The organism is Modicisalibacter xianhensis, from assembly GCF_900113605.1.
GTDB classification, from domain to species: domain Bacteria; phylum Pseudomonadota; class Gammaproteobacteria; order Pseudomonadales; family Halomonadaceae; genus Modicisalibacter; species Modicisalibacter xianhensis.
Genome location: NZ_FOPY01000009.1, coordinates 131,598 through 156,206 on the forward strand (window position 1 = coordinate 131,598; position 24,609 = coordinate 156,206).

Consider the following 24,609-nt stretch of genomic DNA (forward strand, 5'->3'; position numbering starts at 1 on the left):
CGAGACAGAGAAAGGTCATGCCGCCTCGGTCTGTGACAAGCGAGCGTAGTCGAGGAGGATCTCGGCGCTTTCGACGATCTGTGCCCGATCGATGGGCTCGCCATCCTCCTCCTGGTTGGCCTGTGTCGACTCTTCCTCACGGGCGTCGATCCAGTTTTCCAGCGGATCCAGGCCCAGGGCTTGGCGTCGCTGGTTTTCCAGGGAAAGCTGCTCGCCCTCCTGGGCATCCATTTCACGCTGACGTTGCTCACGATTCAAACTGATCGAGGTCTGTTGCTCGCGAAGCTGCTTGATCAACGAGGCTTGACGTTCCAGGTAAGTGAAATTGGGCTCTTGGTCGATACGCGCTTCATGCAGGTTTTCCAGCGTTTCCAGATAGCGCTTGGGCTCACCGTACTGACGGTACTGCACGGAGCGAACCGTATCCCACGGCAAGGCATTCTCCAGGCTGCTTTCGCCGATCACGTCCGGATCGACCAGGCTGGGGAACAGCAGGTCGGGGTAGACCCCACGGTGCTGAGTGCTTTCGCCCGTGATGCGGTAGAACTTGGCTCGGGTCAGCTTGATCTGGCCATGGCTCAAATCGTTGAGTGTTTGCACCGTGCCCTTGCCGAAGGTACGGCTGCCGAGCACAAGACCGCGACCGTAATCCTGAATCGCCCCGGCGAAGATTTCCGAGGCGGAGGCCGACAGGCGATTGACCAGCACCGCCAGCGGACCTGTATAGAGACTGCCACTGTCGGTATCGCCATAGAGGCTGATACGCCCCTGGGCGTCACGCACCTGAACGGTCGGTCCGCGGTCGATGAACAGGCCGATCAACGAGTTGGCTTCCTGCAGTGCGCCGCCGCCATTGTTGCGTAGATCGAGCACGATGCCTTCCACGCCAGCCGCCTTGAGTTTTTCGATCTCCTTGGCCACGTCCCGGGTAGTGCTTCGATAATCTTCCTCGCCAGCCTGCCACGCGTCGAAATCAACATAGAAAGTCGGGATGTCGATCACACCGATGCGATGCTCGCCATCGTCCCGCGTTACCGTGATGACTTCACTGCTGGCGGCCTGATCTTCCAGCTTGACGGTATCACGCACGATCTCGATGACATGTGAGCGCGTCACATCGACGGCCTTGGCCGGGACGATGTCGAGGCGCACGGTCGAGCCCTTGGGACCACGGATCAGGTCGACCACTTCGTCGAGGCGCATGCCTACCACGTTAGTGATTTCCCCCTCATCGCCCTGGCCGACGCCGACGATCCTGTCGGCAGGTTGCAGCAGGCCGCTCTTGTCGGCCGGCCCGCCGGGGACCAGGCTGGAAACCTTCACGTATTCGCCCTCGGTCTGAAGCAGGGCACCGATACCTTCGAGCGACAGCCGCATCTGGATGTCGAACGACTCCCCCTGGCGCGGAGACAGGTATTCGGTATGAGGATCGGTGGTGCTGGTCACGGCCGCCATGAACAGCCCGAACACGTCTTCGGGGTTGGTCTGGCGAATGCGTGACAACTGGCTGGCGTAACGATCATGCAGGGTCTCTTCGATCGCTTCCGTTGTCTGGCCACTCAGTTCAAGGGAGAGAGCAGCGTTCTTGAGACGCTTCGTCCACAGCGTATCCAGCGCCGATTCATTACCGGACCATGGCTCGTCACCGCGCTCGATGGCCAGGCGCTCATTGCTGGTGTAATCGTAATCCAGGCCGGCATCGATCTCGTCGATGAGCCACTCCAGGCGGCTTTCCACACGCTGCTGGTACAGGTTGTAGAATTCGTAGACGCGCTCGAGCTCGCCTTCCTCGACGGCGTCGTCGAGGTGCGTCTGCAAGTCGCTGAAGCGGTTGATGTCGCGCTGGACGAGATAGGCGCGCTGGGAGTCGAGAACATCGAGAAACTGGTCGAACGCGCGCTGCGACCACGCATCGTTGAGCTCGACATCGGCATAATGTCCATACCGAAGCGATTCTACGACCTCGACCGCGGCCTGACGCTGGTCATCGGTAGGGCTGAGGTCCGCAAGTGCCGGAGTACTCGATACGGCCAGAAACGAAACAAAGAAAGCGCGCCGAGTGGCTGCTGTCAGGCTCATCAATAGAAGCACTCCCGGATTCATGTACACTCATTTCCCTAAGTGACCGACGCAGGCGATGCATGGACGCCGGCCAGCCATTGTAGCAGCCTGTGTCGCCATACACAGACCCTTACGAGGATAAACATGCCCCACGATCCCACGCTCGAACGGTTGTTGTCTTTCCTGCAGCGCTCTCCGACCCCCTGGCATGCGACAGCGAACATGGTGGCACGTCTCGAGCAGGCCGGTTACCGGCATATCGACGAGACCCAGTCATGGTCGCTCTCGCCGGGAGACCGGATCGTCGTGACACGCAACGACTCGTCGATCATTGCCCTGCAATTGCCCGAGAGCGGCCTCGAGGCACTGCGCATGATCGGAGCACATACTGACAGCCCTGGGTTGCGTCTCAAGCCCAATGCTCCGATCGTTGGCCGCGACTGGATGCAGTTGGGCGTTGAAGTCTACGGTGGCGCACTGCTGGCCCCTTGGTTCGACCGCGACCTCGGCCTGGCCGGGCGCGTGCATGTGCGACGTGACGATGGTCGCTTGCAAGGCGTGCTGCTCAACGTCGATCGTCCCGTGGCGACGGTACCGAGCCTGGCGATCCATCTGGATCGTGAAGCCAACAATGGGCGAGCCCTGAATGCCCAGACCCAGATGGCTCCCGTCTTCCTCCAAGGCGGTGAGCATAACGATCTGCAGCGACTTATCAAGCGTTGGCTGTATGAACAGCACAAGCTGGAAAATATCGACATCCTCGACTTCGAGCTCTGTCTCTACGATACCCAGCCTCCCGCACGGATTGGCATCGAAGGCGAACTTATCGCCAGTGCCCGCCTTGACAACCTGCTGTCCTGTTTCATCGGGCTGGAAGCCCTGCTGGACTGCGATGGCTCGCAAGGGGCAATACTCGTAGCCACCGACCACGAGGAGGTCGGTAGCGCCAGTACGTCAGGGGCACAGGGGCCATTTCTCGTCGACGTGCTGCGCCGGGTGCATGCCCAGCTTGGCGATGGCAGCGAAGACGGCTGGGTTCGCCTGATCCAGGCATCACGATTGATTTCCTGCGATAACGCACATGCGCTGCATCCCAACTTTGCCGACAAGCATGATGCCGCTCATGGGCCCTCTATCAACGGCGGTCCGGTGATCAAGGTGAATGCCAATCAGCGCTACGCGACCAACAGTGCAACGTCAGCGCTGTTCCGCGACATCTGTCGCGAAGCGGGCGTACCGGTTCAGACGTTCGTGACTCGTGCCGACATGGGCTGCGGGAGCACGATTGGGCCAATTACTGCAACGGAACTCGGCGTGCCCACACTGGATGTTGGCGTGCCACAGTGGGCCATGCACTCGATTCGCGAAACGGCAGGCAGCAAGGATCGGGGCTATCTGATCCGTGCACTGGTCGCCTTCCTGAATCGCCGCATCCTGGCCTGATCGGTATCAAAGAGAATGATAAAAGCAAGCGCCCGCAGTAAAGACTGCGGGCGCTTGGCGTTGGTTCCCTAGACCGTAGGCCTATTGGCTGTTTTCGGTCTGGCTCTGTTGTTGCCGGCGCTGTTCGCGCGGGTCGTTATGGGCGCGGCGACGCCGACGGCGTTCCTGGGGGTGAGGCGTGTCCGTTGACGTCTCCTCGGTAGATTCGGCGTCGTCAGGGCGCGCAGCAGCCGATGCTGCAGTGGCCTCCGTGGCACGTTCGCCTTGGGATTCCTCGGTTGCGCCCTGGCTGGCCGCTGCCTTGGGCGATGCCTCGCTTTCGCGTTCGACGCTGGGCTTGGCATCGTCAGACGCAGTCACGTCAGAGGTCGCTTGCGTGGTTTCCGGTGATGTCGGCGTACTCTGCTGGGCTTCGTCGGCAGCTGTTGCCATATTGCTGTCTGCTGCAACAGGAGTCTCGGCAGTCGATGGTGCAGTGCTGGGCTCCTTTGCGCCGCTAGAATCAGAGGAAAGAGCGGCAGCGCTTTTCTTCTGTTCACCCTGGCGTTCGGCACGTGGCCCCTTTCTGCGCGAATTGCGTGGTTTCCTGCTCGCTTCTTCAGCGGCCTGTGGCTTGGCGAAGGCAGCACGCTCTGCGGTGGGAGCCACCTTGGGCGCATCGCTGTCATCGCTCTCTTCGGTTACTGCCTGAGTCAGCGGTTCGGCAGGCGTGGCGGACGTCTCGTGCGAGGCTTGTGCCTTGGGTGTCTGCGCACCTTTTTCAGCGGCTCCTGCATGAGTCTCGGCCGGCTCGGAAGTGGGCTGTGCAGCAGACTCCTTAGAGCCAGCATCAGCCTGAGCGGCTTCGCTCTGGAGACGTTCCTGTTCGGCAACCGACTGAGGATTCAAGGCATGCTTGCGTGTGCGCTGGCGCGGGTTGTTGCGCGTGCGCTTGGGCTTGCCATTGCCACCCTCTGCAGTTTCCTGGCTGGCTTGTTCGGGGGTAGCCTGTGGCTTGCGGTTGTCCTTGTCGTCACGCGGCTTGGCTTCTTCGCGCTGCGCTTTGGTTTCCTCGCGTTGTGACTTGCCTTCGGCTTTCTCGCTCTTGCCTTTGGCGGGCTGACGGTTACCGGCTTGGGACTCATCCTGGCGGGGCTTGTTGCGCTGCGGCCTGCCTTCGCCCTTGCCACGCCCAGACTTGCCGCCACGGCTGTCTTCATCCTGACGGGGGCTGCGCGCAGCGGGTTTATCCTCGCGTGTGTCTTCCCGACTATCGCGGCGGCGGCGAGAGCCTGCATTGCGGCCAGACTGGCGCGACTCGCTGTCTTCATTGGCCGGGGCGGGGCGACGTGCGTCAGCGGCAGTCGCTTGCTGTGCGGGATGTGAAGACGTTGACGAGGCGCTTTCCTCGGTCCCGCCCAGCAGTTTGCTGACACCCTTGAACAGGCGAGACAGCAATCCGCTCGGTGCCTGAGACAGGGGCGATACCGGTGTCTCCGGCTCCCCGCTCTGCTGCAATGATGCCGGGGCCGGCGCGGCATGGGCTACCGTCTTCACAGCGGCTTCGGTGCGCTGGATCGGCTTGCCAAAAGCGCTGTCTGGCTCCTTGCCTACCTCGGTGTCGGTAGAAAGCTCGAAGCTGGACTTGGCTTCGTCCTCGTCTTCCAGGTGGTCGTCACGCAGACGCTGGACATCGTAATGCGGCGTATCCATGTCCGGGCTAGGCAGGAGCACGACACGCACGCCCTGGCGTCGCTCGATGTCGGCCAGCGTGGAGCGCTTTTCGTTGAGTAGGTAGGTAGCGACCGGGATTGGCAGGATGGCGCGAATCTGTGCGCTACGCTCCTTCATGGCCTCTTCCTCGATCAGGCGCATGATGGACAGCGACATGGAGCGAACGTCACGAATGGTGCCCTGGCCGTCGCAGCGCGGGCAGACTACGCCGCTGGTTTCGCCCAGCGAAGGGCGCAGACGCTGGCGCGACATTTCCATCAGCCCGAATCGCGATATTCGCCCGATCTGTACGCGAGCGCGATCCAGCTTGAGGGCGTCGCGTACACGATTCTCGACTTCCCGCTGATTGCGGGCCGGCGACATGTCGATGAAGTCGATCACCACCAGACCGCCAATGTCCCGCAAGCGTAACTGACGAGCGATCTCGTCGGCTGCCTCCAGGTTGGTTTGCAGGGCGGTTTCCTCGATATCGCTGCCGCGCGTGGCGCGTGCCGAGTTGATATCGATGGAGACCAGCGCCTCGGTGTGGTCGATCACTACCGAGCCACCGGAAGGCAGCTTGACTTCGCGCTGGTAGGCGGTCTCGATCTGGCTTTCGATCTGGAAGCGCGAGAACAGCGGTACGTCATCGGCGTACAGCTTGATCTTCTGCTGGTAGGAAGGCATGACCTGGCGGATGAACCCCAGGGCTTCCTGGTGGACCTCGGGGCTGTCGATCAGCACTTCGCCGATATCCTGACGCAGATAATCGCGCATGGCGCGAATGATGACGTTGGATTCGCGGTAGATAAGGAACGGGGCGGAGCGCTTGCCGGCTTCCTCGGTGATTGCTTCCCAGACCTGGACCAGGTAATCCAGATCCCACTGCAGTTCTTCGGCACTGCGCCCTATACCGGCGGTACGCACGATCACACCCATGCGGTCGGGCAGGGTGAGCTGTGCCATGGCGTCCTTGAGCTGGGTGCGTTCTTCCCCTTCGATGCGACGCGAGATACCCCCGGCACGAGGATTATTGGGCATCAATACCAGAAAGCGACCGGCCAGGCTGATAAAGGTGGTCAGCGCCGCCCCTTTATTGCCGCGTTCTTCCTTGTCGACCTGGACGATGACTTCCTGCCCTTCCTTGATCACTTCCTTGATGTTGGGGCGACCGTTGGGCTCCTTGGTGAAGTACTCGCGGGCGATTTCCTTCAGCGGCAGGAAGCCGTGGCGCTCGGCGCCGAAGTCGACGAAGGCAGCTTCGAGGGAGGGTTCGACGCGGGTGATCTTGCCGCGATAGATATTGGCTTTCTTTTGCTCCCGGGCACCGGATTCGATGTCCAGATCGTAAAGGCGTTGTCCATCGACCAGTGCGACACGCAGCTCTTCGGGCTGTGTCGCATTGATGAGCATCCGTTTCATGTTGTCTCGCTATTCAGGGCGCCGGAAGGCGGCCTGAAGGAAACGCTGCTGGAGGGGCGAGGGAGAACGGCAGGGGCGGCGTGCAACCATTCAGACGTATCCACGATGATGCAGATCGCTTGGCTCCATGCCGCCTCGTGTCGCATTCCGCTCGCCAATCCAATCAGCGACTCCTGGGCGTCGACGACGGCGAACCGCTTAGTGCTCGTGCTGTGCTCAGCGCATGTCGAGAATGCGTCATCCACGTCCGGCATGAGGCCGAACGCTGCAAGATCATGTTGAGTACGCGGCGGTGGCAGGACGTGTTTCGGCGAGTTCGTTGGTTCTCGTCCGGCCCTGCGGACTACCGCCAGACACCTGGCATTTTTCGATTCGCCGACGCCGGCCTCCGGCACGGTGTTTGACTTCCCGTAGTGCATGGGCGGCTCATGCGAGCCGCCTGGAACCCCGGGCGTGGCGTAATGTTCTACTGCGTGGCGACACAGGTATTGTCCTTGCCGCCGTATCTTCCGCTCGGGCCCGCGTGTGTGACGTGCGGGCGCTGTACACAGGCATTTCATGCCCATTTGAGCGAGTTCGGAATATAACAGTAAAGCCCCATCGCAGCAATTGGCGCAGCAGGGGCTCCAGTGCGTTAAGATGTGGCGTTTACAGTGTCGTTCACGAGGATTGGGATGGCCGAGGGTCGCGAAGTTCAATGGGCCGAGATCGGCGATGCGCAGGCCGGGCAGCGTATCGACAATTTTCTGCATACACGCCTCAAGGGCGCGCCACGGGGCTTGATCTACCGTATCGTCCGCAAGGGCGAGGTGCGGGTGAACAAGAAGCGTGTCAAGGCGGACTATCGTCTGGCCGTGGGAGATATGGTGCGAATACCTCCATTGCGGTTGGCACCGGAAGAGGCAGTGCGGGAAGTCAGCGACAACCTGCGCAACCTGTTGGCGGGTAGTGTGCTCGTGGAGGGCCCCGGCTGGCTGGTGATAAACAAGCCGTCCGGCTTGGCGGTGCATGGCGGCAGTGGAGTGAAGATCGGTCTGATCGAGGCGCTGCGTCAGGTCCGAGAGGACCTTGATTTTCTAGAACTGGTTCATCGGCTCGATCGCGATACCTCCGGCTGCCTGCTGTTGGCAAAGTCGCGACAGGCCCTGCTGACGCTGAACAATGCCCTTAAGCAACGCCAGATGGACAAGCAGTATCTCGCGTTGGTGCAGGGTCGCTGGCCGGCGCGGCGCGATTATGTCAGTGCCCGTCTCGACCGTTTCGAGGCCGGCAATGGCGAGCGGCGGGTGCGTGTCGACCCGCAGGGCAAGGTCTCGCGTACCCGCTTTGCAGTCCGCGAGACGTTCAGTCATGCCACGCTAATCGAGGCTGAGCCGATTACGGGAAGGACGCATCAGATTCGCGTACATGCCGCGCATGCCGGGTACCCATTGCTTGGCGATGACAAGTACGGCACCCGCGAGGGGCAGCGCCTGGCAGCGAGGTTCGGGCTCGAACGCCTGTTTCTGCATGCGGTGGCCCTGACCTTTCCCGAGCCCGATAGTGGCAGGCCCGTGCACGTCAAGGCTCCCTTGGGTGAACTCGAGTCCGTGCTGGAGCGTGCCCGTGACCAGCGTTGACGTTTCTCTGCCAGCCGGTCAGGCAAGGAGCCGCTACCGGTTAGTGATTTTCGACTGGGACGGGACGCTGATGGACTCGGAGCATCGTATCGTCGCCTGTATGCAGGCAGCGGCCCGCGATGTCGGCTGGCGTGAGCTGGAACATGAAGCCGTGCGTGACATCATTGGTCTAGGGCTGCCCGAAGCGATAGCCAAGCTGTGTCCCGGCATGCCAGCGGCTCAGGCCGAACTGATGCGCCAGCATTACTCCCGGCATTTTGTGGCCGCGGAACAGACTCCCCTGTCGTTCTTCGAGGGAGTAGAGGAGGGGATTCGCCGTCTACGGTGCAACCCTGCCCTGCGCCTGGCCGTGGCAACGGGCAAGAGTCGGCGGGGATTGAAACGCGTCTTCGAAGCAACGGGGGCTGGCGGGTGGTTTCATGCCAGTCGCACTGCCGACGAGACGCTATCCAAGCCGCATCCCCGCATGTTGCAGGAGTTGCTTGCCGAGACAGGGGTGGCTGCTGACGAGGCGCTGATGGTGGGCGACAGCGAATATGACATGGAGATGGCGCGTGCGCTGGGCATGGATCGTCTGGCGGTCACCTACGGTGTTCATGCCGCAGAGCGCCTGGCGCTGAGCCGGCCGGTGTTCAGTGCCGGCAATTTTTCCGAACTGATCGAGTGGTTGCATTCCTGACAGGTGATCGAGGCGTAGATGAGCGACGATAAACGTTACGACCAATGGACCGAGGGGCCCGAGGTGAGTCGTGAGGAGGCTGACGCCCAGCTAGAGCAGGGTGCAGTGCCGTCCTCGGGGCGTGACGATGCCGATACCCTGCGCGAACGTCAGCGGCTGGCGCAGCTAGAGATGATGGACCGCTGGATTGAGGGTGTGCTAACCGAGCAACGGCGTTCGCGACGCTGGAAACTATTCTTTCGCTTTTTCTTCGCTGCGCTGATTTTGGCCTCCCTCTCGTTGAGCATCTACAGCCTATTCCTGGCTGACATGACGCCGTCGCCGATCGGCCAGCATCTTGGTGTGGTGCGTGTCGAAGGCGTGATCGATGCCGAGGCCGAGGCCAACGCCGATCGTATCATCGAGGGGCTGCGGCGTGCCTGGAGCAGCCCCGAGACGGCCGCCGTCGTGGTGCGCATCAACAGCCCCGGGGGCAGCCCCGTGCAGTCGCAGCGTGTCTATCAGGAAATTCGCCGGATCCGTGACGCTGGGGATAAGCCGGTCTACGCCATTATCGAGGATATCGGTGCCAGCGGGGCGTATTACATGGCGGCGGCAGCCGACGACATTTATGCCGCGCCGGCCAGCATGGTTGGATCGATCGGTGTGATCTATGCCGGTTTCGGACTGGAGCAAGCGATCGAGCGCCTGGGGGTAGAGCGCCGGGTCTTCACGGCAGGCGAAAACAAGGCGTTTCTTGACCCGTTCAGTGACATTGCGCCGGACCAGCGCCAGTTCTGGCAACAGGTGCTGGAGACGACGCATCAGCAGTTCATCGAGGACGTCAAGGTCGGTCGCGGGGACAGGCTCGCCGACGACCCCAGGCTCTTCAGCGGCCTGGTCTGGACCGGGGAGCAGGCGCAGGCGCTGGGGTTGGTGGATGGGCTGAAAAGTCTCGACCAGCTCGCCAGGGAACGGCTCGGCGAGGTGCGTACCCGCGATTACACGCCAGGGCTCGATCCGTTCGAAAAGCTATCGCGCCAGTTTGGGCGGGTAGCCGCACAATGGCTCGGTGTTCCGCAGGCAAGTTCGCCTGTACGCTACGAACTTCCTTAGGGGTGTGGTCCCAGTGGATCCAGTCCGGCGTCGCGCAGCATGCTGCATAGCCGGATCAGGGGGAGGCCTATCAGTGCATTGGGATCGTTGCCTTCCAGGCGTTCGAACAGCGTTATGCCCAGGCCTTCCATGCGAAAGCTGCCGGCGCTGTCCAAGGGGCGTTCGCGAGCGACATAGCTGTCGATTTCCCGGGCGCTCAAGCTCCTGAATACCACATCGTAGCGCTCATGGCATGAGCGGTGACAGCCATTCGCCGTGTCCAGCAGGGCCAGGCCCGTGAGAAAGCGGACGCGCTGACCTGAAAAGCGTGTCAGCTGCTCTCGCGCTGCCTGGACGTTGCCCGGCTTGCCCAGTATGTTTCCGTTGAAAATGGCGACCTGATCCGAGCCGATAATGAGATGGCGAGGAAAGGCCTCTGCCAGTCGTTGTGCCTTGGCCAGTGACAAGCGATGTACCAGGGCTTCTGGCGTCTCTGCTGGCAGGGGTGACTCGTCGATGTCAGGGCTGGCCCACAGGTAGGGGATCTGCAGGCGGTCGAGGAGCTGGCGACGCCAGCGTGACCCTGATGCGAGGACCAGGCGAGGAGATTCGCTCATGTGGATTAACTCCCTGTTTCAACGGGTTTTCGTAAGCAGTCTGCCGTGGGTGAGGTCGTGCTGTACAGAATGAGGTGCGCACCGCTTTGACAGTGCCCGGGGGAATCCCTATTATTGCGCGCCTATGTTGACCACTAGACTTCCCCTACAGGTCGAGCCGTACCGGCTTGCCGCAAATGCCGAACGCCTCGAGGGTTATGTGCCCCTCGACAGCATGCCTCGTCTCGAAGAAGAGGTTGGCGAGCAGCAAGGCGCTTGTGAGGTTCGCCTGGATTTTGGCATCGATGCCCAAGGCCGCCGCTTCATTGATGGCTGGCTCAAGGCGGGTGTCGATCTGGCTTGTCGGCGCTGCCTGGAGCCGATGCCGGTGACTGTCGAGAGCCGCTTCCAGCTAGGGATCGTCACCAGTGATGTCGTGGCGGCAGAGTTGCCCAATGCCTACGAGCCGGTAGTGGTGGAAAACGAACAGCTCAACCTGCTGGCTGTGCTGGAGGATGAATTGATCCTCAGCCTGCCGCAGGTGGTATACCACGACGAGGCGGAATGCTCCGTCTCGCGCGATCAGCTGACCAGCGGTACGGCCTCTGAAGGCTCGGATACGCCGGCTGCAAGCCCCTTCGACGTATTGCGCAAGTTGAAGGACAAACGGTAATACAACCTCGATACACTCTGGAGTGATATCTCATGGCAGTTCAACAGAACCGCAAGACCCGTTCCAAGCGTGGCATGCGTCGTAGTCACGATGCGCTGTCTGCACCGACCCTGTCCCAGGACAAGGAAACCGGCACGACGCATCGTCGCCACCACGTTTCCTCGGATGGCTTCTACCGCGGTCGCAAGGTCGTCGACGCTTAAGTCGGCGCCTGCTCGGGCAAGGTTTGCTGGCTGATCGTGCAAATCGCCATCGACGCGATGGGCGGGGACTTGGGTCCCCGCGCCACCGTCAGGGGGGCTGCCGAGGCTTTGCAACTGCATCCCGAATTGACGCTGCGTCTATTCGGCCCCGTCGATACCCTGCAAGCCGAACTCGATCAACTGCCCTTGCGCTTGCGCAGGGCAGAATCTCGTCTGGCTCTGGTTCATGCGCCAAATGTCATCTCGCAAGCCCAGAAGCCTTCCGCTGCACTGCGTTCGTCGCATGGTACCAGCCTGGCCTTGATGCTTGAGGATGTGGCGACAGGTAACTCGGCCGCGGGGGTCAGTGCTGGCAATACCGGGGCGCTCATGGCGTTGTCTCGCCGAGCACTGGGCACAGTGGCAGGTATTCCACGGCCGGCCATCAGTACCGCCATTCCGACGCGGGGTGGCGGACGCTGCTACATGCTCGATATGGGGGCGAACATTGAGTCGTCTGCGCAACGGCTTGTCGAGTTTGCGGTGATGGGCGAAGTGGCGGCGCGTTGTGTCGATGGCTTGGCAAAACCACGAGTCGCTCTGCTCAATGTCGGGGTCGAAGCGACCAAGGGGCCGGCCAATGTGCGGCAGGCCGATGAATGGTTGCGCAGCCTCGGTAATGACTTGAACTATATCGGTTTCATTGAGGGCGACGGCCTTTTCAGTGGCAAGGCCGATGTCGTGGTGTGCGATGGTTTCGTGGGCAATATCGTCCTCAAGTCCAGTGAAGGTCTGGCGCGCATGCTCATCGAGCGTGTCCAGGCGACATTCGGTGCTCACTGGGGCAGTCGTCTGGTCGGTATGTTGGCGAAACCGGCGCTCTTGCGCTTGAAACGGCAGCTTGACCCGGTGCGCTACAATGGTGCAAGCCTGCTCGGGCTGTCGGGCATCGTCGTCAAGAGCCATGGTCGTGCCGAGGCTCAGGGGTTTGCCTGTGCAGTCTCCAGGGCGGTTCAAGAGGTCAGGATCAATTTGCCATGCCTGCTTGAGCGCGAGCTGGGGCAACGGTCCTCTATCCCGTGGGTCGCGAGCGGTCCAAGGGATAGAGGTTCGCCAACGCTGTCGAAACCCGATGAATTTCCATCCTGAAAGGTGAATGTCATGACCCAATCCCTGGCCCTCGTGTTTCCGGGACAGGGCTCCCAGCATATTGGCATGTTGCGGGAGCTGGCCGAGCGCTACAGCGTGGTTAGGACGACGTTCGAAGAGTCGTCCGATGCGCTGGGGTACGACCTGTGGAATGTGGTTCAGGAAGGCCCCGAGGAGGCCTTGAACGCGACGGCGTGCACCCAGCCGGCGCTGTTGACCTCGAGCGTGGCTATCTGGCGCGTCTGGCAGGAGCTCGAAGGGCCGCGTCCTGTCGCCATGGCTGGTCATAGCCTGGGCGAGTATAGCGCAATGGTTTGCGCCGGTACGCTGGGGTTTGCCGAAGGCGTTCGCCTGGTCAAGCTGCGCGGCGAAGCCATGCAGGAAGCCGTGCCGGCAGGTCAGGGGGCCATGGCGGCGATTCTTGGCCTCGATGACGATGCAGTCGAAATAGCCTGTCGTGATGCTGCCCAGGGTGAAGTGGTTTCCGCGGTCAACTACAATGCGCCTGGCCAGGTCGTCGTCGCAGGCCAGAAGGCGGCGGTCGATCGCGCCATTGCCCTTTGCCAGGAAGCAGGGGCCAAGCGGGCGCTGCCATTGCCGGTATCCGTGCCGTCGCACTGTGCCCTGATGAAGCCTGCGGCCGAACGGCTCGAGCAGGCAATGAAGGAAATTGACCTCAAGGCACCGCGTTATACCGTTATCCAAAATGTCGATGCGCAGGCGCATGCGGATGTCGAGACCCTGCGCACGCGTCTGGTCGAACAGTTGTACTGTCCCGTGCGCTGGACGAGCTGTATCGAATCCATGATTGGTCTGGGGGCGCAAGTGTTTATAGAATGTGGGCCTGGCAAGGTGCTGACCGGGCTCAATAAGCGGATCGCGCGTAATGTGAAGGGGCTCGCGGTCAACGATCCGGATAGCCTGGCGGCCGCGCTCGAACTGGCCCGTGAGGCTGTCGGTCAGCAGGATTCATGACTCATTCAGGAACGTTTATGACGAGCGAACGGAGAGTGGCGCTGGTTACCGGGGCGAGCCGGGGTATTGGCCGAGCCATCGCCCACGAGCTTGGCCGGCAGGGCCGGGTGGTGATCGGCACCGCGACCAGCGAGCAGGGTGCTCAGAAGATCGATGCCGACCTCAGGGAGAACGGTATCGAGGGGGCGGGTCGAGTTCTCGATGTTACCGATCAGGCCAGCGTCGATGCGTTGATCAAGGCGATAGGTGATGAGTTTGGCGCGCCGACTATTCTGGTCAACAATGCTGGCATCACGCGTGACAATCTCTTGATGCGCATGAAAGAGGACGAGTGGGACACCGTTCTCGATACCAACCTCAAGTCCGTCTACCGCGTTACCAAGGCATGTGTTCGGGGGATGACTAAGGCGCGCTTCGGGCGCATCGTGAGCATCAGTTCCGTCGTGGCTACCATGGGCAACCTTGGCCAAACCAACTATGCTGCCGCCAAGGCGGGCATGGAAGGCTTTACTAGAGCCTTGGCTCGTGAGGTGGCATCCCGGGGTATTACGGCGAATGCCGTGGCGCCTGGCTTCATTGCTACCGACATGACCGAAGCGTTGCCGGAGTCCCAGCATGAAGCCCTGCTGGGCCAGATCCCGTTGGCCAGGTTGGGCAAGCCTGAGGAAATCGCTGCGGCAGTCGGCTTTCTGACCAGTGAATCCGCCGGTTACATTACCGGGGAAACGCTGCAGGTCAATGGCGGCATGAATATGCGTTGAGGTCGCATGGGACGCCTTGGTTGCGTCACCTTGGGGCCCTCTATAAACTACCCGGCAGTTTTTAGCTGGCGGATATGTACCACTAGGAGTAACGACATAATGAGCACCATCGAAGAGCGCGTGAAGAAGGTTGTGGCCGAGCGCCTGAACGTCAAGGAAGAGGACATCCAGAACACGTCTTCCTTCACTGAAGATCTCGGCGCGGACTCCCTGGATACCGTCGAGTTGGTGATGGCGCTCGAAGAGGAATTCGATACTGAAATTCCTGACGAGGAAGCCGAGAAGATCACCACGGTGCAGGAAGCAATCGATTACGTCGTTGCTCACCAGTAATGTGATCTGAGTGCGGTCGCCGACCGCCTCGATGACGTGCCTGAAAGCCGTTCTGCCATGCAGGACGGCTTTCGTTTTTGTGCGTCAGTGCCACATAGCCGGTATGCTTCGGGTATAATGCGCGCAGCGCGGCAAGGTGCCCTTGGGGTGCCTGTCGAACATGGATATCTGGAGGAGAGCAGATGCCTCGTAGAAGGGTCGTGGTGACCGGGTTGGGCCTGGTGACGCCGGTGGGAAACACCGTCAATGAAAGCTGGGCCAACATCCTGGCAGGCAAGAGCGGCATTGCCCCGATCGAGCATTTCGATACCAGCGGATTCAATACGCGCTTCGGTGGGTCGGTCAAGAATTTCGATATCAGTCCCTACCTGAATCCCAAGGACGCCCGCAAGATGGACCAGTTCATCCAGTACGGGATCGCGGCGGGTAGCCAGGCAATCGAAGATTCCGGGATCGAGTGCGGCGAGCACAATGCAGATCGTATCGGTGTCGCGATTGGTTCAGGCATCGGCGGGCTGCCGATGATCGAGCAGAACCACAATGCACTCAACAAGGGTGGGGCGCGCCGCATCTCACCGTTCTTCGTGCCTGGCTCCATCATCAACATGATTGCAGGCAACCTGGCCATTCAGTACGGTTTTCGCGGGCCGAATATTGCCATCACGACGGCCTGCACCACCGGTACCCATAATATCGGCTACGGGGCGCGCACCATTGCCTATGGCGATGCCGACATCATGCTCTGCGGTGGCTCCGAAATGGCAACCACGCCTCTGGGGCTCGGCGGGTTCTCTGCTGCACGGGCCCTGTCGACCCGCAACGATGCTCCCGAGGCGGCAAGCCGCCCCTGGGACCGGGATCGTGACGGCTTCGTGCTTTCCGATGGCGCCGGGGTCCTGGTGCTCGAAGAGTACGAGCATGCAAAGCAGCGTGGCGCAACCATCTATGCCGAAATCAAGGGCTTTGGCATGAGCGACGATGCCTATCACATGACCGCCCCGCCCGAGGATGGACGTGGAGCGGCGGCTGCCATGGAAAACGCCATTCGCGACGCGCAGCTCGATCCGGCACAGATTGGTTATATCAATGCCCACGGCACTTCCACGCCTACGGGTGACCTGGCAGAGAGTCGGGCCATCGAGCGGGTGATGAAATCGGCGGCCACCACGGTGGCAGTCAGCTCCACCAAGTCGATGATTGGCCACTTGCTGGGAGCGGCGGGGGCCGTCGAGGCGATTTTCAGCATCCTGGCCCTGCGCGATCAGGTAGTGCCGCCAACCATCAACCTGGATACTCCCCAGGAGGGTTGTACGCTTGACTACGTGCCGCATACGGCGCGCCAAGTGGCTCTCGAGTATACCCTGTCCAACTCGTTCGGCTTTGGCGGGACCAACGGTTCGCTGGTCTTCGGGCGGGTTTGAGTCAGGCGATGAATGACGAGGCGGTACCCTTCGATGACCGAGGCCTGGCCTACGGTGACGGGCTCTTCGAAACGGTTCTGGTACGTGATGGCCAGCCCTTGCTTTGGGATGAGCACATGGCTCGCCTGGAAGAGGGATGCCACCGATTGGGTATCGCCTTCCCCGGGCATGACCGGCTGGCCTGTTTGCCTGCCTGTTCAGGGCCAGGCCTGCACGTTCTCAAGCTTATCGTGACTCGTGGTAGTGGCGGGCGCGGATACCTGCCTCCCACGGATGCCGAGCCGAGATTGCGCTGGCGTTCGAGCCCATTCTCTCCTCGGCGGGCGCACTGGACCGACGGGGTTCGCGTACGTCTGTGTGAGCTCAGGTTGGGTCATCAGCCTCGCTTGGCGGGAATCAAGCACCTGAATCGTCTGGAAAACGTGCTGGCTCGGCAGGAGTGGAGCGATCCGGATATTGCTGAAGGGCTGCTCAGCGATAGTTCGGGGCGTCTGATCGAAGCCACCTGCATGAACCTGTTCTGGCAGTACGGTCCCCGCTGGGAAACGCCGTCGCTGGCACGCTGTGGGGTTGAAGGCACGCTGCGTGCCGGCTTGCTCCGCCAGTGTTCGCTGCATGAAGTTGATCGTGGCAGTGATGTGCTGCTTGAGGCCGACAGCCTGTGGCTGGGTAACTCGATTCAGGGCATCTGGCCAATCACCTCGTTGGTGGATTCGTCAGGACAATTGTTGCGTGCCTGGTCCACCGCGTCGCTCGATCGTTCGTTACAGGCCGAGGCCCATGCCTTGCTCGGGTATCCGCTGCCGGCCTGATAGATAAGGAACCCTCATGCGTCTGTTGAAACTGTTCGTGACGTTGGCAGTCCTGGTTGCGGCGTTGGCGTATGGTGCCTATGCATACTGGCAATCACGTTTGGATGCACCGGTAGCCATCGCGGAACCGACACTCTATGAAGTCCCGCGTGGCGCCAGCTATCACCGTATCGTGGCGGACCTGGCCGAAGAGGGCATCATTGCCGAGGCGTGGCCCTACAAGGTGTTGGCGCGCGTATCACAGGATGACCTGCCGCAATTGCGGGCCGGTGAGTTCATGATCGAACCCGGCATGAGCGGACGAGAGCTCCTCTCGCTACTTAGCAGCGACCAGGTCGTGACCTACTCCCTGACTATTCCCGAAGGCTGGACCTTCGACGATATGCGAGGGGCGTTGGCTGACGCCCCCAAGCTTGTCCGGTCGACCGGGGGCATGAGTAATGAGGAGGTCATGGCCGAGCTAGGACATCCCGATCAGCATCCCGAAGGACGGTTCTTCCCGGATACCTACAGTTATCATAAGGGGGTCAGCGATCTGGATATTCTGCGTCAAGCCTATGATCGCATGCAGGCCGAACTGAACCGGGTCTGGGAAACGCGGGATGACGGATTGCCTCTCGACTCGCCCTATGAAGCGCTTATCATGGCCTCGCTGATCGAGCGCGAGACCGGCGTCGACGGGGAGCGTCGCGAGATTGCCGGCGTCTTTGTACGGCGCCTGGAGCGCGGGATGCGATTGCAGACCGATCCGACCGTAATCTATGGCATGGGTGACGAGTACCAGGGCAACATCACGCGTGCCGACCTTCGCCGGGCCACACCGTACAATACCTATGTGATCGATGGCCTGCCGCCCACGCCGATCGCCTTGCCGGGGCGGGCGGCATTGGAAGCCGCTGTCGACCCGGCGGAAGGCGATGCATTGTATTTCGTGGCCAAGGGAGATGGCAGCCACCATTTCTCGCGGACCCTGAGCGAGCATAATGCCGCCGTGCGGCGTTATATCCTGAACCGCTGATGGCAGGTTGCATGCATAACGAAACGCAACACCGCTACCCTGGACGCTTCATCACGCTCGAGGGAGGAGAGGGCGTTGGCAAGAGCACCAATCTTGCCATGGTATGCGAGTTTCTCGAGGCACGTGGTGTCGAGGTCATAAAGACCCGTGAGCCGGGTGGGACCTCGCGCAGTGAGGCCATTCGGCATCTATTGCTCGATCCGTCTGAAGAAGAACCATTATGCGACGATGCCGAGCTGCTCCTGGTGTTTGCCGCCCGCGCACAGCATCTGGACCGCAAGATCCGTCCGGCATTGGCGCGAGGTGCATGGGTGGTATGCGACCGTTTCACCGATGCGACCTTTGCTTATCAGGGCGGAGGGCGAGGTATCGATGCATCTCGTATCGAGCGTCTGGAGACCTTCGTGCAGCAGGGGTTGCAGCCAGACCTTACCCTTCTGCTGGATATGCCGGTCGATGCTGCGCAGCAGCGTGTCATCCAGCGAGGCATCGAGCGTGATCGCTTCGAACGCGAGCATGCGGCGTTTTTCGATGCGGTGCGTCATGCTTACTTAAAGCGAGCTAGCGAAGCACCGGATCGTTTCGTCATCATCGATGCCTCGCGCGCCTTGGCCGATGTGCAGGCTGATATCCGGAATTGTCTCGATACGAGGCTGGCGTCATGGAGTTGAATCCGTTGCCCTGGCAGCTCGAACTCTGGAGGCGCTTGACCGATTTGCAGGACAGGGCGAAGCTGCCTCACGCCTTGCTCATTTCCGGTGCCCATGGTGTGGGCAAGCAGGTTCTTGCCGATGCACTGGCTGCACGCACCTTGTGCCGCAACCCACGGGAAACGGCTTGCGGCCAGTGCCACGCCTGTCAGATGTTGAAGGCGGGCTATCACCCTGACCTCATACGGGTGTCGCCGCAGGAGAAAAGTCGACAGATTCGTATCGACCCGATTCGCGAAGTCAATGGCTTCGTAGCCCAGACGGCGCAGCAGGGAGGATACCGGGTCGTTGTCCTGCAGCCGGCCGAGGCTATGAATGTGGCAGCAGCCAACGCATTGCTCAAGAGCCTTGAGGAGCCCGGTGAGCGCACCTTGTTTGTACTGCTTGCCGATGTGCCTTCGCGGATGCTGGCGACGATAAGATCACGTTGCCAGCATTGGGCGCTGGGTGTACCTGATGGCGAAGCCTGTCTGCCCTGGCTCGGCGAGATGCTGGGAGACAGCCACGAGGCGGCATTCTGGTTGCGTGTGGCGGGTGGTTTACCCCTGCTCGCACAGGAGCTCGCTGCACCGGAGGCGCGGGGTCTGCGTCAGGAGCTGCAGGAATTGTTCGATGCCCTCGTGCGTGGCGGTGAGCCAGTTGCCGAGGCAGCAAGGCTCGAGCGTCAGGCGGTAGAGCGAATCCTGTGGTACGGTATTGCCTGGCTCGAGGACCTGATTCGCCTGGGGCTGTCCGGTGACAGCGATCGCGTGCGCAACCCCGATCTGTTGCCGCTCTATCGGCAGGCAGTCAAGAACGCCCGCGTTCGAGACTGGTTTCGATTGCTCGATTATGCACGCGAGCAACGTCGCCTGTTGGTGGCGGGTGGCAACCCCAACCCTCAACTGGTTCTCGAGGCGTGGTTGGTCCGTTGGTCTGCGCTGCTGCGTTCCTGAGATCGCAGCAATGGGAAAGCGTGGCCGGTTTTCGTAAAGTGATGCCACCACATCAAGCGGAGGGCGAACCGATGGTGGGCAAGAAAGCCATGTCTCTGACCATCCGGGATACCCAGACACTATTGTCTGCCTACATGCCCAGCCTCGAGCGCGGCGGCATCTTCGTGCCTACCCAGGAGCGCTACACGCTCGGTCAGGAGGTTTTCCTGCTGCTGACCCTGCCCGACGAGAGCGAGCGCCTGCCGGTGACGGGAAATGTCGTCTGGCTCTCGCCGCCCGGCGTTTCCGGGCGCCGGGTGCCTGGCATCGGCATCCAATTCAGCGCCGATGACCAACTGGTCCGCGATCGCATCGAAAACCACCTGGCTGGACAACTCGACAAGGGGGTTGCCACTTACACGCTTTGAACCGAATCGTCGGTGTGCGTATGTCGGCCACCCATTACGACCCCGCGATGAGTGACCGTGCTGACGTCTCGCGCTGCCTGGCGAGGTCATCATCGCTGCCATCATTACAGAGCCACATGCATGTTTGTTGATTCCCACTGTCACCTCGACCGTCTCGATCTCGCCGCCCACGGCGATAGCCTGGATGCAGCCCTGAATGTCGCTCGTGCACGAGGTGTCCGCCAGTTCCTGGCCATTGCCGTGACACTCGATGGTGTCGAAAACCTGGCCGGGATTGCACGTGCCCACGAGGACGTGGTCATCTCGGCGGGCGTGCATCCCATGCATTCGGCTGACGACGAGCCGAGCATGGAGGCCATCAAGGCGTGTGCCGAACGTTTCGATGTCGTGGCGATCGGCGAGACCGGCCTCGATTTCCATTACGACACGATCGACCGGAATATCCAGCGGGAGCGTTTCAAGCGACACCTCCAGGCGGCGACTGAGCTGGAGTTGCCGGTGATCGTACATACCCGTGATGCCCGCGAGGAGACGCTGCAGTTGATTCGCGAGCATACCAACCCGGCCGTTGGCGGTGTGCTGCATTGCTTTACGGAAGATATCGACATGGCCCGTGAGGCAGTTCGCTTGGGCTTCTTCATTTCCCTCTCGGGAATCGTGACCTTCCGCAATGCCGAGTCGATCCGCGAACTGGCCAGGAGAGTACCGCTGGATCGACTGCTGATCGAGACGGACAGCCCCTACCTGGCCCCAGTGCCACATCGCGGCAAGCCTAACGAACCACAGTGGGTGGTGGAGGTCGCCGAATGTATCGCGCGCGAGCGGGGCATCAGCATTGATGAAGTGGCCATGCAGACCACGGCCAACTTCTACCGCCTCTTCCGTGCTGCGGCACCTCAGGCCTCCGCAGAGATGCGCCAGATCCTTTCCGATGCCAACATGATCTGATACCCCGCCAGGAAAGGAGAACGAGCATGTCGCTGGAGCCGCTGTTGTCCCGCATCGAGGCGACTGGCGAAATCCCGCCGGTCGATCGCTGGAATCCCGATTTCTGTGGAGACATGGACCTGGTGATACGCAGCGACGGGGTCTGGGTGCATGAAGGGACACCCATCGGTCGGCCTCGCCTGGTCAGGTTGCTGTCGACGGTCCTGCGTCGAGAGAGCGACGGCGATTACTATCTAGTGACGCCAGTCGAGAAGATGCGCATACGTGTTGAGGATCGGCCGTTCGCGATCGTCGATGCCGAATGTCTCGATGACGATACGGGGGCAGGCATCTGGTGGTTGACGACCAACGTCGGTGACAGGGTGCGGCTGGATGACCGGCATCGATTGACGGTCACCATGACACCTGCCGATGAGCCGGTGCCTGAAGTCTCGGTGCGCTTCGGGCTGAGTGCCCGGCTCAATCGCAACGTGTTCTATCGGCTGGTCGAGCTTGCCGATCAGCACCAGCACGGGGCGGGGCTCGAGCTTGGATTGACCAGCGCCGGGTGCTGGCAGCCGTTGGGCTGGATCGATACGGAGCTGCTGTGAAGCTCACCGACGAGCAGTGGGCTGTCGTTCGCCACGATCGAGGTCATGCTCGGGTAGCTGCCGTCGCGGGTGCCGGAAAGACCACGACACTCGTCGCGCGTGTACTGCATCTGCTCGCGCAGGGTGTGCCGGCGCGCCGCATTCTGGTGCTGATGTTCAACCGGGCTGCTCGTGAAGACTTCACGGCCAAGCTGGCCGCCATGGCATCACCGGGCCAGTCCCTGCCAGAAGTCCGCACGTTCCATTCCATTGGCCATCGTCTCAACCAGAGCCTGACTCGCTGGGGCTGGCTGTCGCCTCGCGAGTTGCTGACTGCAGACTGGCAGCGCGAGCGCCTGCTGCGACAAGCGGTTCAGCATTGTCTGGGGGGGAGTGACGAGGCGACTCGCGACGCGGCTCTGGATACGGAGCGTCTCGAGGCGCTCGGCAATTTCTGCGATCTGGTCAAGGCGGAAATGACGTCCGCGACCGAGTTCTACGAGCGCATGGATTTCGGCCCGGATACCCGTCACTTCATCGATGCCTATGAGCACTTCGAAGCGCTGCTCGAACAGCACGGTCGCATGACCTACGCTGATCTGCTCTTCCGTCCACTGCGCTGTCTGGAGTCCAGTGAGGAAGCGCGTGCCCGGGTTCAGGGGTTTCTCGATCACGTCATCATCGACGAATATCAGGACATCAACGAAGCCCAGCAACGGTTGCTGGCCGTGCTGGCGGGAACGCATGCCGACGTCATGGCGGTCGGTGATGCCAACCAGTGTATCTATGAGTGGCGGGGGGCGCGGCCCGACTACATGCTCGAACGGTTCGAGGCGACCTTCGGCCAGGCCACGGATTACCCCCTGTCGACGACGTTCCGTCATGGGCATGCCCTGGCATTGACGGCCAATCATGCCATTCGCGGCAATCGCCGCCGCCCCGATCAGCTCTGTGTGGCGGCGCCGCAGAACCCGGTCACGACGATCGATGCGGGACAGGGCGCTGGCCGGCTGGTCGAGGAACTTCAGGCATGGCAACAACGAGGCCGTCCGCTCCAGCAGGCCTGTGTCCTGGTCAGGAACTGGACACTTTCCGTTGCCGTGCAGTTACAACTCCTGCGTGCAGGGATTCCCTTTCGCCTGGCGCGTGAGGAGCGTTACGTGTTTCGCCTGCCGCTGGTCCAGGCCCTGGCCGGTTACCTGCGCTTAAGTCGGGATGCTCGATTGCTGCATGATCCAGCCCATCTCCTGCTGCTCTTGTCGCAGCCGACCTCGTTCGTGGCACGTGAGCGTTTACAGGCCTTGGCGCTACATCTGGCGCAGACACAGAGCTGGCCGGGGCGACAGGATGCGCTGCTTGACTCACTCAAGCCGGCTCAGCGGCGTACGCTCAAGCGGCGCTGGGAATTGCTCTGCGAATTGCCCAGGCTGGGCAGACTCGCACCAGCTAGGTTGCTGGAAATCGTGGTCGAACGCCTGGATGCCGAGAAGGTGCTCAAGCGGGCCGCCGCGCGTCGCGAAAAGGGGGAAGAAGACGTGCGCCTGCTCGATGTGCTGATTGAGCAGGCGGATGACCTGGCTCTCGCACCGGAGGAGCTCGCCAAACGACAGCGCCAGCCCATGCAGCAGGGCGATGGGGCGCTGATCACGACCGTGCATGGTGCCAAGGGCCTCGAATGGCCGCTGGTCGCCTTGTGGGGCATGAACGAGGAGGACTTTCCTTACTACAGTAAGGATAACCCCCTCGACGAGGAGCGCCTCGAGGAGGAACGGCGCCTGTTCTACGTTGCCATCACCCGGGCGCAGGATCGCCTGTTGATATTGCATGATAGTGGCGAACATCGCCCCAGCCGCTTTCTGGCCGAAAGTGCCTGGCAGGATGGCAATCGTGTTGCCCGGGCGTTGGTGGAGCAACAGGCCGGTCCGGTCGAGGTGAATGTCCCATCACTGGTGGGGCGTTATCTCTCAGCGGTGGGGAGCGAGATAGCGGTCGAGGCCGCGTCACGCCAAGAGGCATTACAACCGGCTGCCGTCGCAGAGCCTACAGCGACCTATCGTCCGGGCCAACACGTGCATCATGACGTATTCGGCAATGGTGAGATACTGGTGGTCGAGGGTGATCCGGACAATCCGGTCATCGATGTCCGCTTCGTGCATGCTGGGCGCCGCCGTTTGATCGCCCGTCGCTCACCCATCGAAGTGCTACAAGGAGGATCGCCTGCATGAAACGAGATTGTCTGATCGATGCGCAATCGCTGCGCACTGCCATGGCCAGCGCGAATGCGCCGATCATTCTGGATTGCCGGGCTCGTCTGGAATCGTCGCAGGCCGGGCGACAATTATGGGAGGCCGGCCACATTCCCGGCAGCGTGCATTTCGACCTTGATCGTGACATGGCTGCCGCGCCCGGCGAAGGGGGCCGGCATCCGCTGCCTTCGCAAGACGCATTCGCTCGCACCGTGAAGCGGCTGGGACTGAGTGACTCGTTACCAGTCGTGGTCTATGACGATCGTGGAGGACAGCTGGCAGCAGCTCGTGCCTGGTGGATGCTGTCGTGCTGGGCTGGACACCCGGACGTGCGTGTACTCGATGGTGGGCTTCCCACTTGGCAGGCATCGGGAGGCGAGATGGCAGTCGAGCGGCTGCCGGGTGAACCCTCTCCCGTTTCCCCGGGGCATTGGCAGCCTGCCTTCAATGATGATGCCTTGATCGATGCGATGGAGGTGGCCGCGTCTACAGAAGATGCCTCGTTCATGACCGTCGACGCACGTTCGCTGGAACGCTTCCGCGGCGAGAGCGAGCCCATTGATCCTGTGGCAGGGCATATTCCCGGAGCCGTATGCCGACCGAGTTCAGCGAATCTTGCCGAGCAGGGAGTCTTCAAGTCGCCTCAACAACTCGACGCTGAACTACCGGCTGCCGAGCGGGTGGTCAGTTATTGCGGCTCGGGCGTGACCGCCTGTCACAATATCCTGGCCTATGCGATCGCCGGGCGTCTCTTGCCTCGGCTTTATGCCGGCTCGTGGAGTCACTGGATTCGCGATCCCGGGCGACCGGTAGCGACCGGTAGCTGATTCCGAACGTCCCGGCTCGGCAAGCGCAAGAAACATCGGCATGCCTTGGCATGCCGA

The 24,609-nt window shown here is 61.5% G+C and carries 23 protein-coding genes; 20 read left to right on the forward strand and 3 right to left on the reverse strand.

What is annotated here, in order from left to right; all coding sequences use genetic code 11:
• Positions 1–15: 15 nt before the first annotated feature.
• A complete protein-coding gene (locus BM194_RS12430) occupies positions 16–2,079 on the reverse strand; it encodes a carboxy terminal-processing peptidase (RefSeq protein ID WP_092847309.1) in 2,064 nt (687 codons plus the stop codon).
• Positions 2,080–2,205: 126 nt separating this feature from the next.
• Here BM194_RS12430 and BM194_RS12435 point away from each other — a divergent pair, with 126 nt between their 5' ends.
• The gene (locus tag BM194_RS12435; protein WP_092847204.1) at positions 2,206–3,504 is read left to right on the forward strand and encodes a M18 family aminopeptidase; all 1,299 of its coding nucleotides are present in this window, start codon (positions 2,206–2,208) and stop codon (positions 3,502–3,504) included.
• A gap of 81 nt (positions 3,505–3,585) precedes the next feature.
• On the opposite strand, the gene rne is transcribed toward BM194_RS12435, so the two are convergent.
• Entirely contained in the window at positions 3,586–6,618 is a 3,033-nt protein-coding gene (rne, locus tag BM194_RS12440; protein WP_177223406.1) for a ribonuclease E, read from the reverse strand.
• 674 nt (positions 6,619–7,292) lie between these two features.
• On the opposite strand from rne, the gene BM194_RS12450 reads away from it, so the two are divergent.
• Genes BM194_RS12450 through sppA form a run of 3 tightly spaced genes read left to right on the forward strand, consistent with a single transcriptional unit; the run spans position 7,293 to position 10,011 of the window.
• Entirely contained in the window at positions 7,293–8,237 is a 945-nt protein-coding gene (locus tag BM194_RS12450) for an RluA family pseudouridine synthase (protein WP_092847207.1), read from the forward strand.
• On the forward strand, positions 8,224–8,916 hold the full coding sequence (locus tag BM194_RS12455) for an HAD-IA family hydrolase (protein ID WP_092847208.1): 693 nt from the start codon (positions 8,224–8,226) through the stop codon (positions 8,914–8,916). The genes BM194_RS12450 and BM194_RS12455 overlap by 14 nt, the downstream gene beginning before the upstream one ends.
• Positions 8,917–8,934: 18 nt before the next feature.
• Positions 8,935–10,011, forward strand: coding sequence for a signal peptide peptidase SppA (gene sppA, locus BM194_RS12460; RefSeq protein WP_092847209.1), 1,077 nt, complete (start codon positions 8,935–8,937; stop codon positions 10,009–10,011).
• Here sppA and BM194_RS12465 read toward each other — a convergent pair.
• Positions 10,008–10,607 (reverse strand): Maf family protein, encoded by a 600-nt coding sequence (locus tag BM194_RS12465; protein ID WP_092847211.1) that lies wholly within the window; start codon positions 10,605–10,607, stop codon positions 10,008–10,010. The two genes, sppA and BM194_RS12465, sit on opposite strands and share 4 nt — an antisense overlap.
• A gap of 124 nt (positions 10,608–10,731) precedes the next feature.
• Here BM194_RS12465 and BM194_RS12470 point away from each other — a divergent pair, with 124 nt between their 5' ends.
• The 16 genes from BM194_RS12470 to BM194_RS12545 all read left to right on the forward strand — a co-directional run bounded on the left by BM194_RS12470 (position 10,732) and on the right by BM194_RS12545 (position 24,552).
• Positions 10,732–11,259, forward strand: a complete 528-nt coding sequence (locus tag BM194_RS12470; RefSeq protein ID WP_092847212.1) for a YceD family protein — start codon at positions 10,732–10,734, stop codon at positions 11,257–11,259.
• A 32-nt stretch (positions 11,260–11,291) separates the two neighbouring features.
• On the forward strand, positions 11,292–11,462 hold the full coding sequence (gene rpmF / locus BM194_RS12475; RefSeq protein ID WP_092847214.1) for a 50S ribosomal protein L32: 171 nt from the start codon (positions 11,292–11,294) through the stop codon (positions 11,460–11,462).
• Positions 11,463–11,498: 36 nt separating this feature from the next.
• The gene (gene plsX / locus BM194_RS12480; RefSeq protein ID WP_177223407.1) at positions 11,499–12,590 is read left to right on the forward strand and encodes a phosphate acyltransferase PlsX; all 1,092 of its coding nucleotides are present in this window, start codon (positions 11,499–11,501) and stop codon (positions 12,588–12,590) included.
• A 12-nt stretch (positions 12,591–12,602) separates the two neighbouring features.
• The gene (gene fabD / locus BM194_RS12485; RefSeq protein WP_092847216.1) at positions 12,603–13,565 is read left to right on the forward strand and encodes an ACP S-malonyltransferase; all 963 of its coding nucleotides are present in this window, start codon (positions 12,603–12,605) and stop codon (positions 13,563–13,565) included.
• A 17-nt stretch (positions 13,566–13,582) separates the two neighbouring features.
• Positions 13,583–14,326, forward strand: a complete 744-nt coding sequence (gene fabG / locus BM194_RS12490; protein ID WP_092847217.1) for a 3-oxoacyl-ACP reductase FabG — start codon at positions 13,583–13,585, stop codon at positions 14,324–14,326.
• 99 nt (positions 14,327–14,425) lie between these two features.
• Complete coding sequence (acpP, locus tag BM194_RS12495; RefSeq protein WP_011506901.1) at positions 14,426–14,659, forward strand: acyl carrier protein; 234 nt, start codon at positions 14,426–14,428, stop codon at positions 14,657–14,659.
• Between the two features lie 182 nt (positions 14,660–14,841).
• A complete protein-coding gene (gene fabF, locus BM194_RS12500; protein ID WP_092847219.1) occupies positions 14,842–16,080 on the forward strand; it encodes a beta-ketoacyl-ACP synthase II in 1,239 nt (412 codons plus the stop codon).
• 8 nt (positions 16,081–16,088) lie between these two features.
• The gene (pabC, locus tag BM194_RS12505) at positions 16,089–16,892 is read left to right on the forward strand and encodes an aminodeoxychorismate lyase (RefSeq protein WP_092847220.1); all 804 of its coding nucleotides are present in this window, start codon (positions 16,089–16,091) and stop codon (positions 16,890–16,892) included.
• Between the two features lie 16 nt (positions 16,893–16,908).
• Complete coding sequence (mltG, locus tag BM194_RS12510; protein ID WP_092847221.1) at positions 16,909–17,910, forward strand: endolytic transglycosylase MltG; 1,002 nt, start codon at positions 16,909–16,911, stop codon at positions 17,908–17,910.
• Positions 17,911–17,921: 11 nt separating this feature from the next.
• Complete coding sequence (tmk, locus tag BM194_RS12515; protein WP_244890955.1) at positions 17,922–18,581, forward strand: dTMP kinase; 660 nt, start codon at positions 17,922–17,924, stop codon at positions 18,579–18,581.
• Positions 18,572–19,555 carry a DNA polymerase III subunit delta' gene (locus tag BM194_RS12520; RefSeq protein ID WP_092847224.1) on the forward strand — a complete coding sequence of 328 codons (984 nt, stop codon included), beginning with the start codon at positions 18,572–18,574 and terminating at the stop codon, positions 19,553–19,555. The genes tmk and BM194_RS12520 overlap by 10 nt, the downstream gene beginning before the upstream one ends.
• A gap of 71 nt (positions 19,556–19,626) precedes the next feature.
• A complete protein-coding gene (locus tag BM194_RS12525) occupies positions 19,627–19,962 on the forward strand; it encodes a PilZ domain-containing protein (RefSeq protein WP_092847225.1) in 336 nt (111 codons plus the stop codon).
• Between the two features lie 120 nt (positions 19,963–20,082).
• Positions 20,083–20,910 (forward strand): TatD family hydrolase, encoded by an 828-nt coding sequence (locus tag BM194_RS12530; protein WP_092847226.1) that lies wholly within the window; start codon positions 20,083–20,085, stop codon positions 20,908–20,910.
• Positions 20,911–20,936: 26 nt separating this feature from the next.
• On the forward strand, positions 20,937–21,500 hold the full coding sequence (locus tag BM194_RS12535) for a DUF1285 domain-containing protein (protein WP_092847227.1): 564 nt from the start codon (positions 20,937–20,939) through the stop codon (positions 21,498–21,500).
• On the forward strand, positions 21,497–23,704 hold the full coding sequence (locus BM194_RS12540) for an ATP-dependent helicase (protein WP_092847228.1): 2,208 nt from the start codon (positions 21,497–21,499) through the stop codon (positions 23,702–23,704). Before BM194_RS12535 ends, BM194_RS12540 begins: the two co-directional genes overlap by 4 nt.
• Positions 23,701–24,552 (forward strand): sulfurtransferase, encoded by an 852-nt coding sequence (locus tag BM194_RS12545; protein ID WP_092847229.1) that lies wholly within the window; start codon positions 23,701–23,703, stop codon positions 24,550–24,552. Before BM194_RS12540 ends, BM194_RS12545 begins: the two co-directional genes overlap by 4 nt.
• Positions 24,553–24,609 lie beyond the last annotated feature (57 nt).

Bases quoted from the DNA above. Each gene is read 5' to 3' on its own strand.
- BM194_RS12450 (WP_092847207.1), top strand. From the start codon at position 7,293: ATGGCCGAGGGTCGCGAAGTTCAATGGGCCGAGATCGGCGATGCGCAG.
- tmk (WP_244890955.1), top strand. From the start codon at position 17,922: ATGCATAACGAAACGCAACACCGCTACCCTGGACGCTTCATCACGCTC.
- acpP (WP_011506901.1), top strand. From the start codon at position 14,426: ATGAGCACCATCGAAGAGCGCGTGAAGAAGGTTGTGGCCGAGCGCCTG.
- BM194_RS12470 (WP_092847212.1), top strand. From the start codon at position 10,732: ATGTTGACCACTAGACTTCCCCTACAGGTCGAGCCGTACCGGCTTGCC.
- fabG (WP_092847217.1), top strand. From the start codon at position 13,583: ATGACGAGCGAACGGAGAGTGGCGCTGGTTACCGGGGCGAGCCGGGGT.
- BM194_RS12530 (WP_092847226.1), top strand. From the start codon at position 20,083: ATGTTTGTTGATTCCCACTGTCACCTCGACCGTCTCGATCTCGCCGCC.
- pabC (WP_092847220.1), top strand. From the start codon at position 16,089: ATGAATGACGAGGCGGTACCCTTCGATGACCGAGGCCTGGCCTACGGT.
- BM194_RS12525 (WP_092847225.1), top strand. From the start codon at position 19,627: ATGGTGGGCAAGAAAGCCATGTCTCTGACCATCCGGGATACCCAGACA.
- BM194_RS12465 (WP_092847211.1), bottom strand. From the start codon at position 10,607: ATGAGCGAATCTCCTCGCCTGGTCCTCGCATCAGGGTCACGCTGGCGT.
- BM194_RS12435 (WP_092847204.1), top strand. From the start codon at position 2,206: ATGCCCCACGATCCCACGCTCGAACGGTTGTTGTCTTTCCTGCAGCGC.
- fabF (WP_092847219.1), top strand. From the start codon at position 14,842: ATGCCTCGTAGAAGGGTCGTGGTGACCGGGTTGGGCCTGGTGACGCCG.
- BM194_RS12535 (WP_092847227.1), top strand. From the start codon at position 20,937: ATGTCGCTGGAGCCGCTGTTGTCCCGCATCGAGGCGACTGGCGAAATC.
- sppA (WP_092847209.1), top strand. From the start codon at position 8,935: ATGAGCGACGATAAACGTTACGACCAATGGACCGAGGGGCCCGAGGTG.
- mltG (WP_092847221.1), top strand. From the start codon at position 16,909: ATGCGTCTGTTGAAACTGTTCGTGACGTTGGCAGTCCTGGTTGCGGCG.
- rne (WP_177223406.1), bottom strand. From the start codon at position 6,618: ATGAAACGGATGCTCATCAATGCGACACAGCCCGAAGAGCTGCGTGTC.
- BM194_RS12545 (WP_092847229.1), top strand. From the start codon at position 23,701: ATGAAACGAGATTGTCTGATCGATGCGCAATCGCTGCGCACTGCCATG.
- rpmF (WP_092847214.1), top strand. From the start codon at position 11,292: ATGGCAGTTCAACAGAACCGCAAGACCCGTTCCAAGCGTGGCATGCGT.
- BM194_RS12430 (WP_092847309.1), bottom strand. From the start codon at position 2,079: ATGAGCCTGACAGCAGCCACTCGGCGCGCTTTCTTTGTTTCGTTTCTG.
- BM194_RS12520 (WP_092847224.1), top strand. From the start codon at position 18,572: ATGGAGTTGAATCCGTTGCCCTGGCAGCTCGAACTCTGGAGGCGCTTG.
- fabD (WP_092847216.1), top strand. From the start codon at position 12,603: ATGACCCAATCCCTGGCCCTCGTGTTTCCGGGACAGGGCTCCCAGCAT.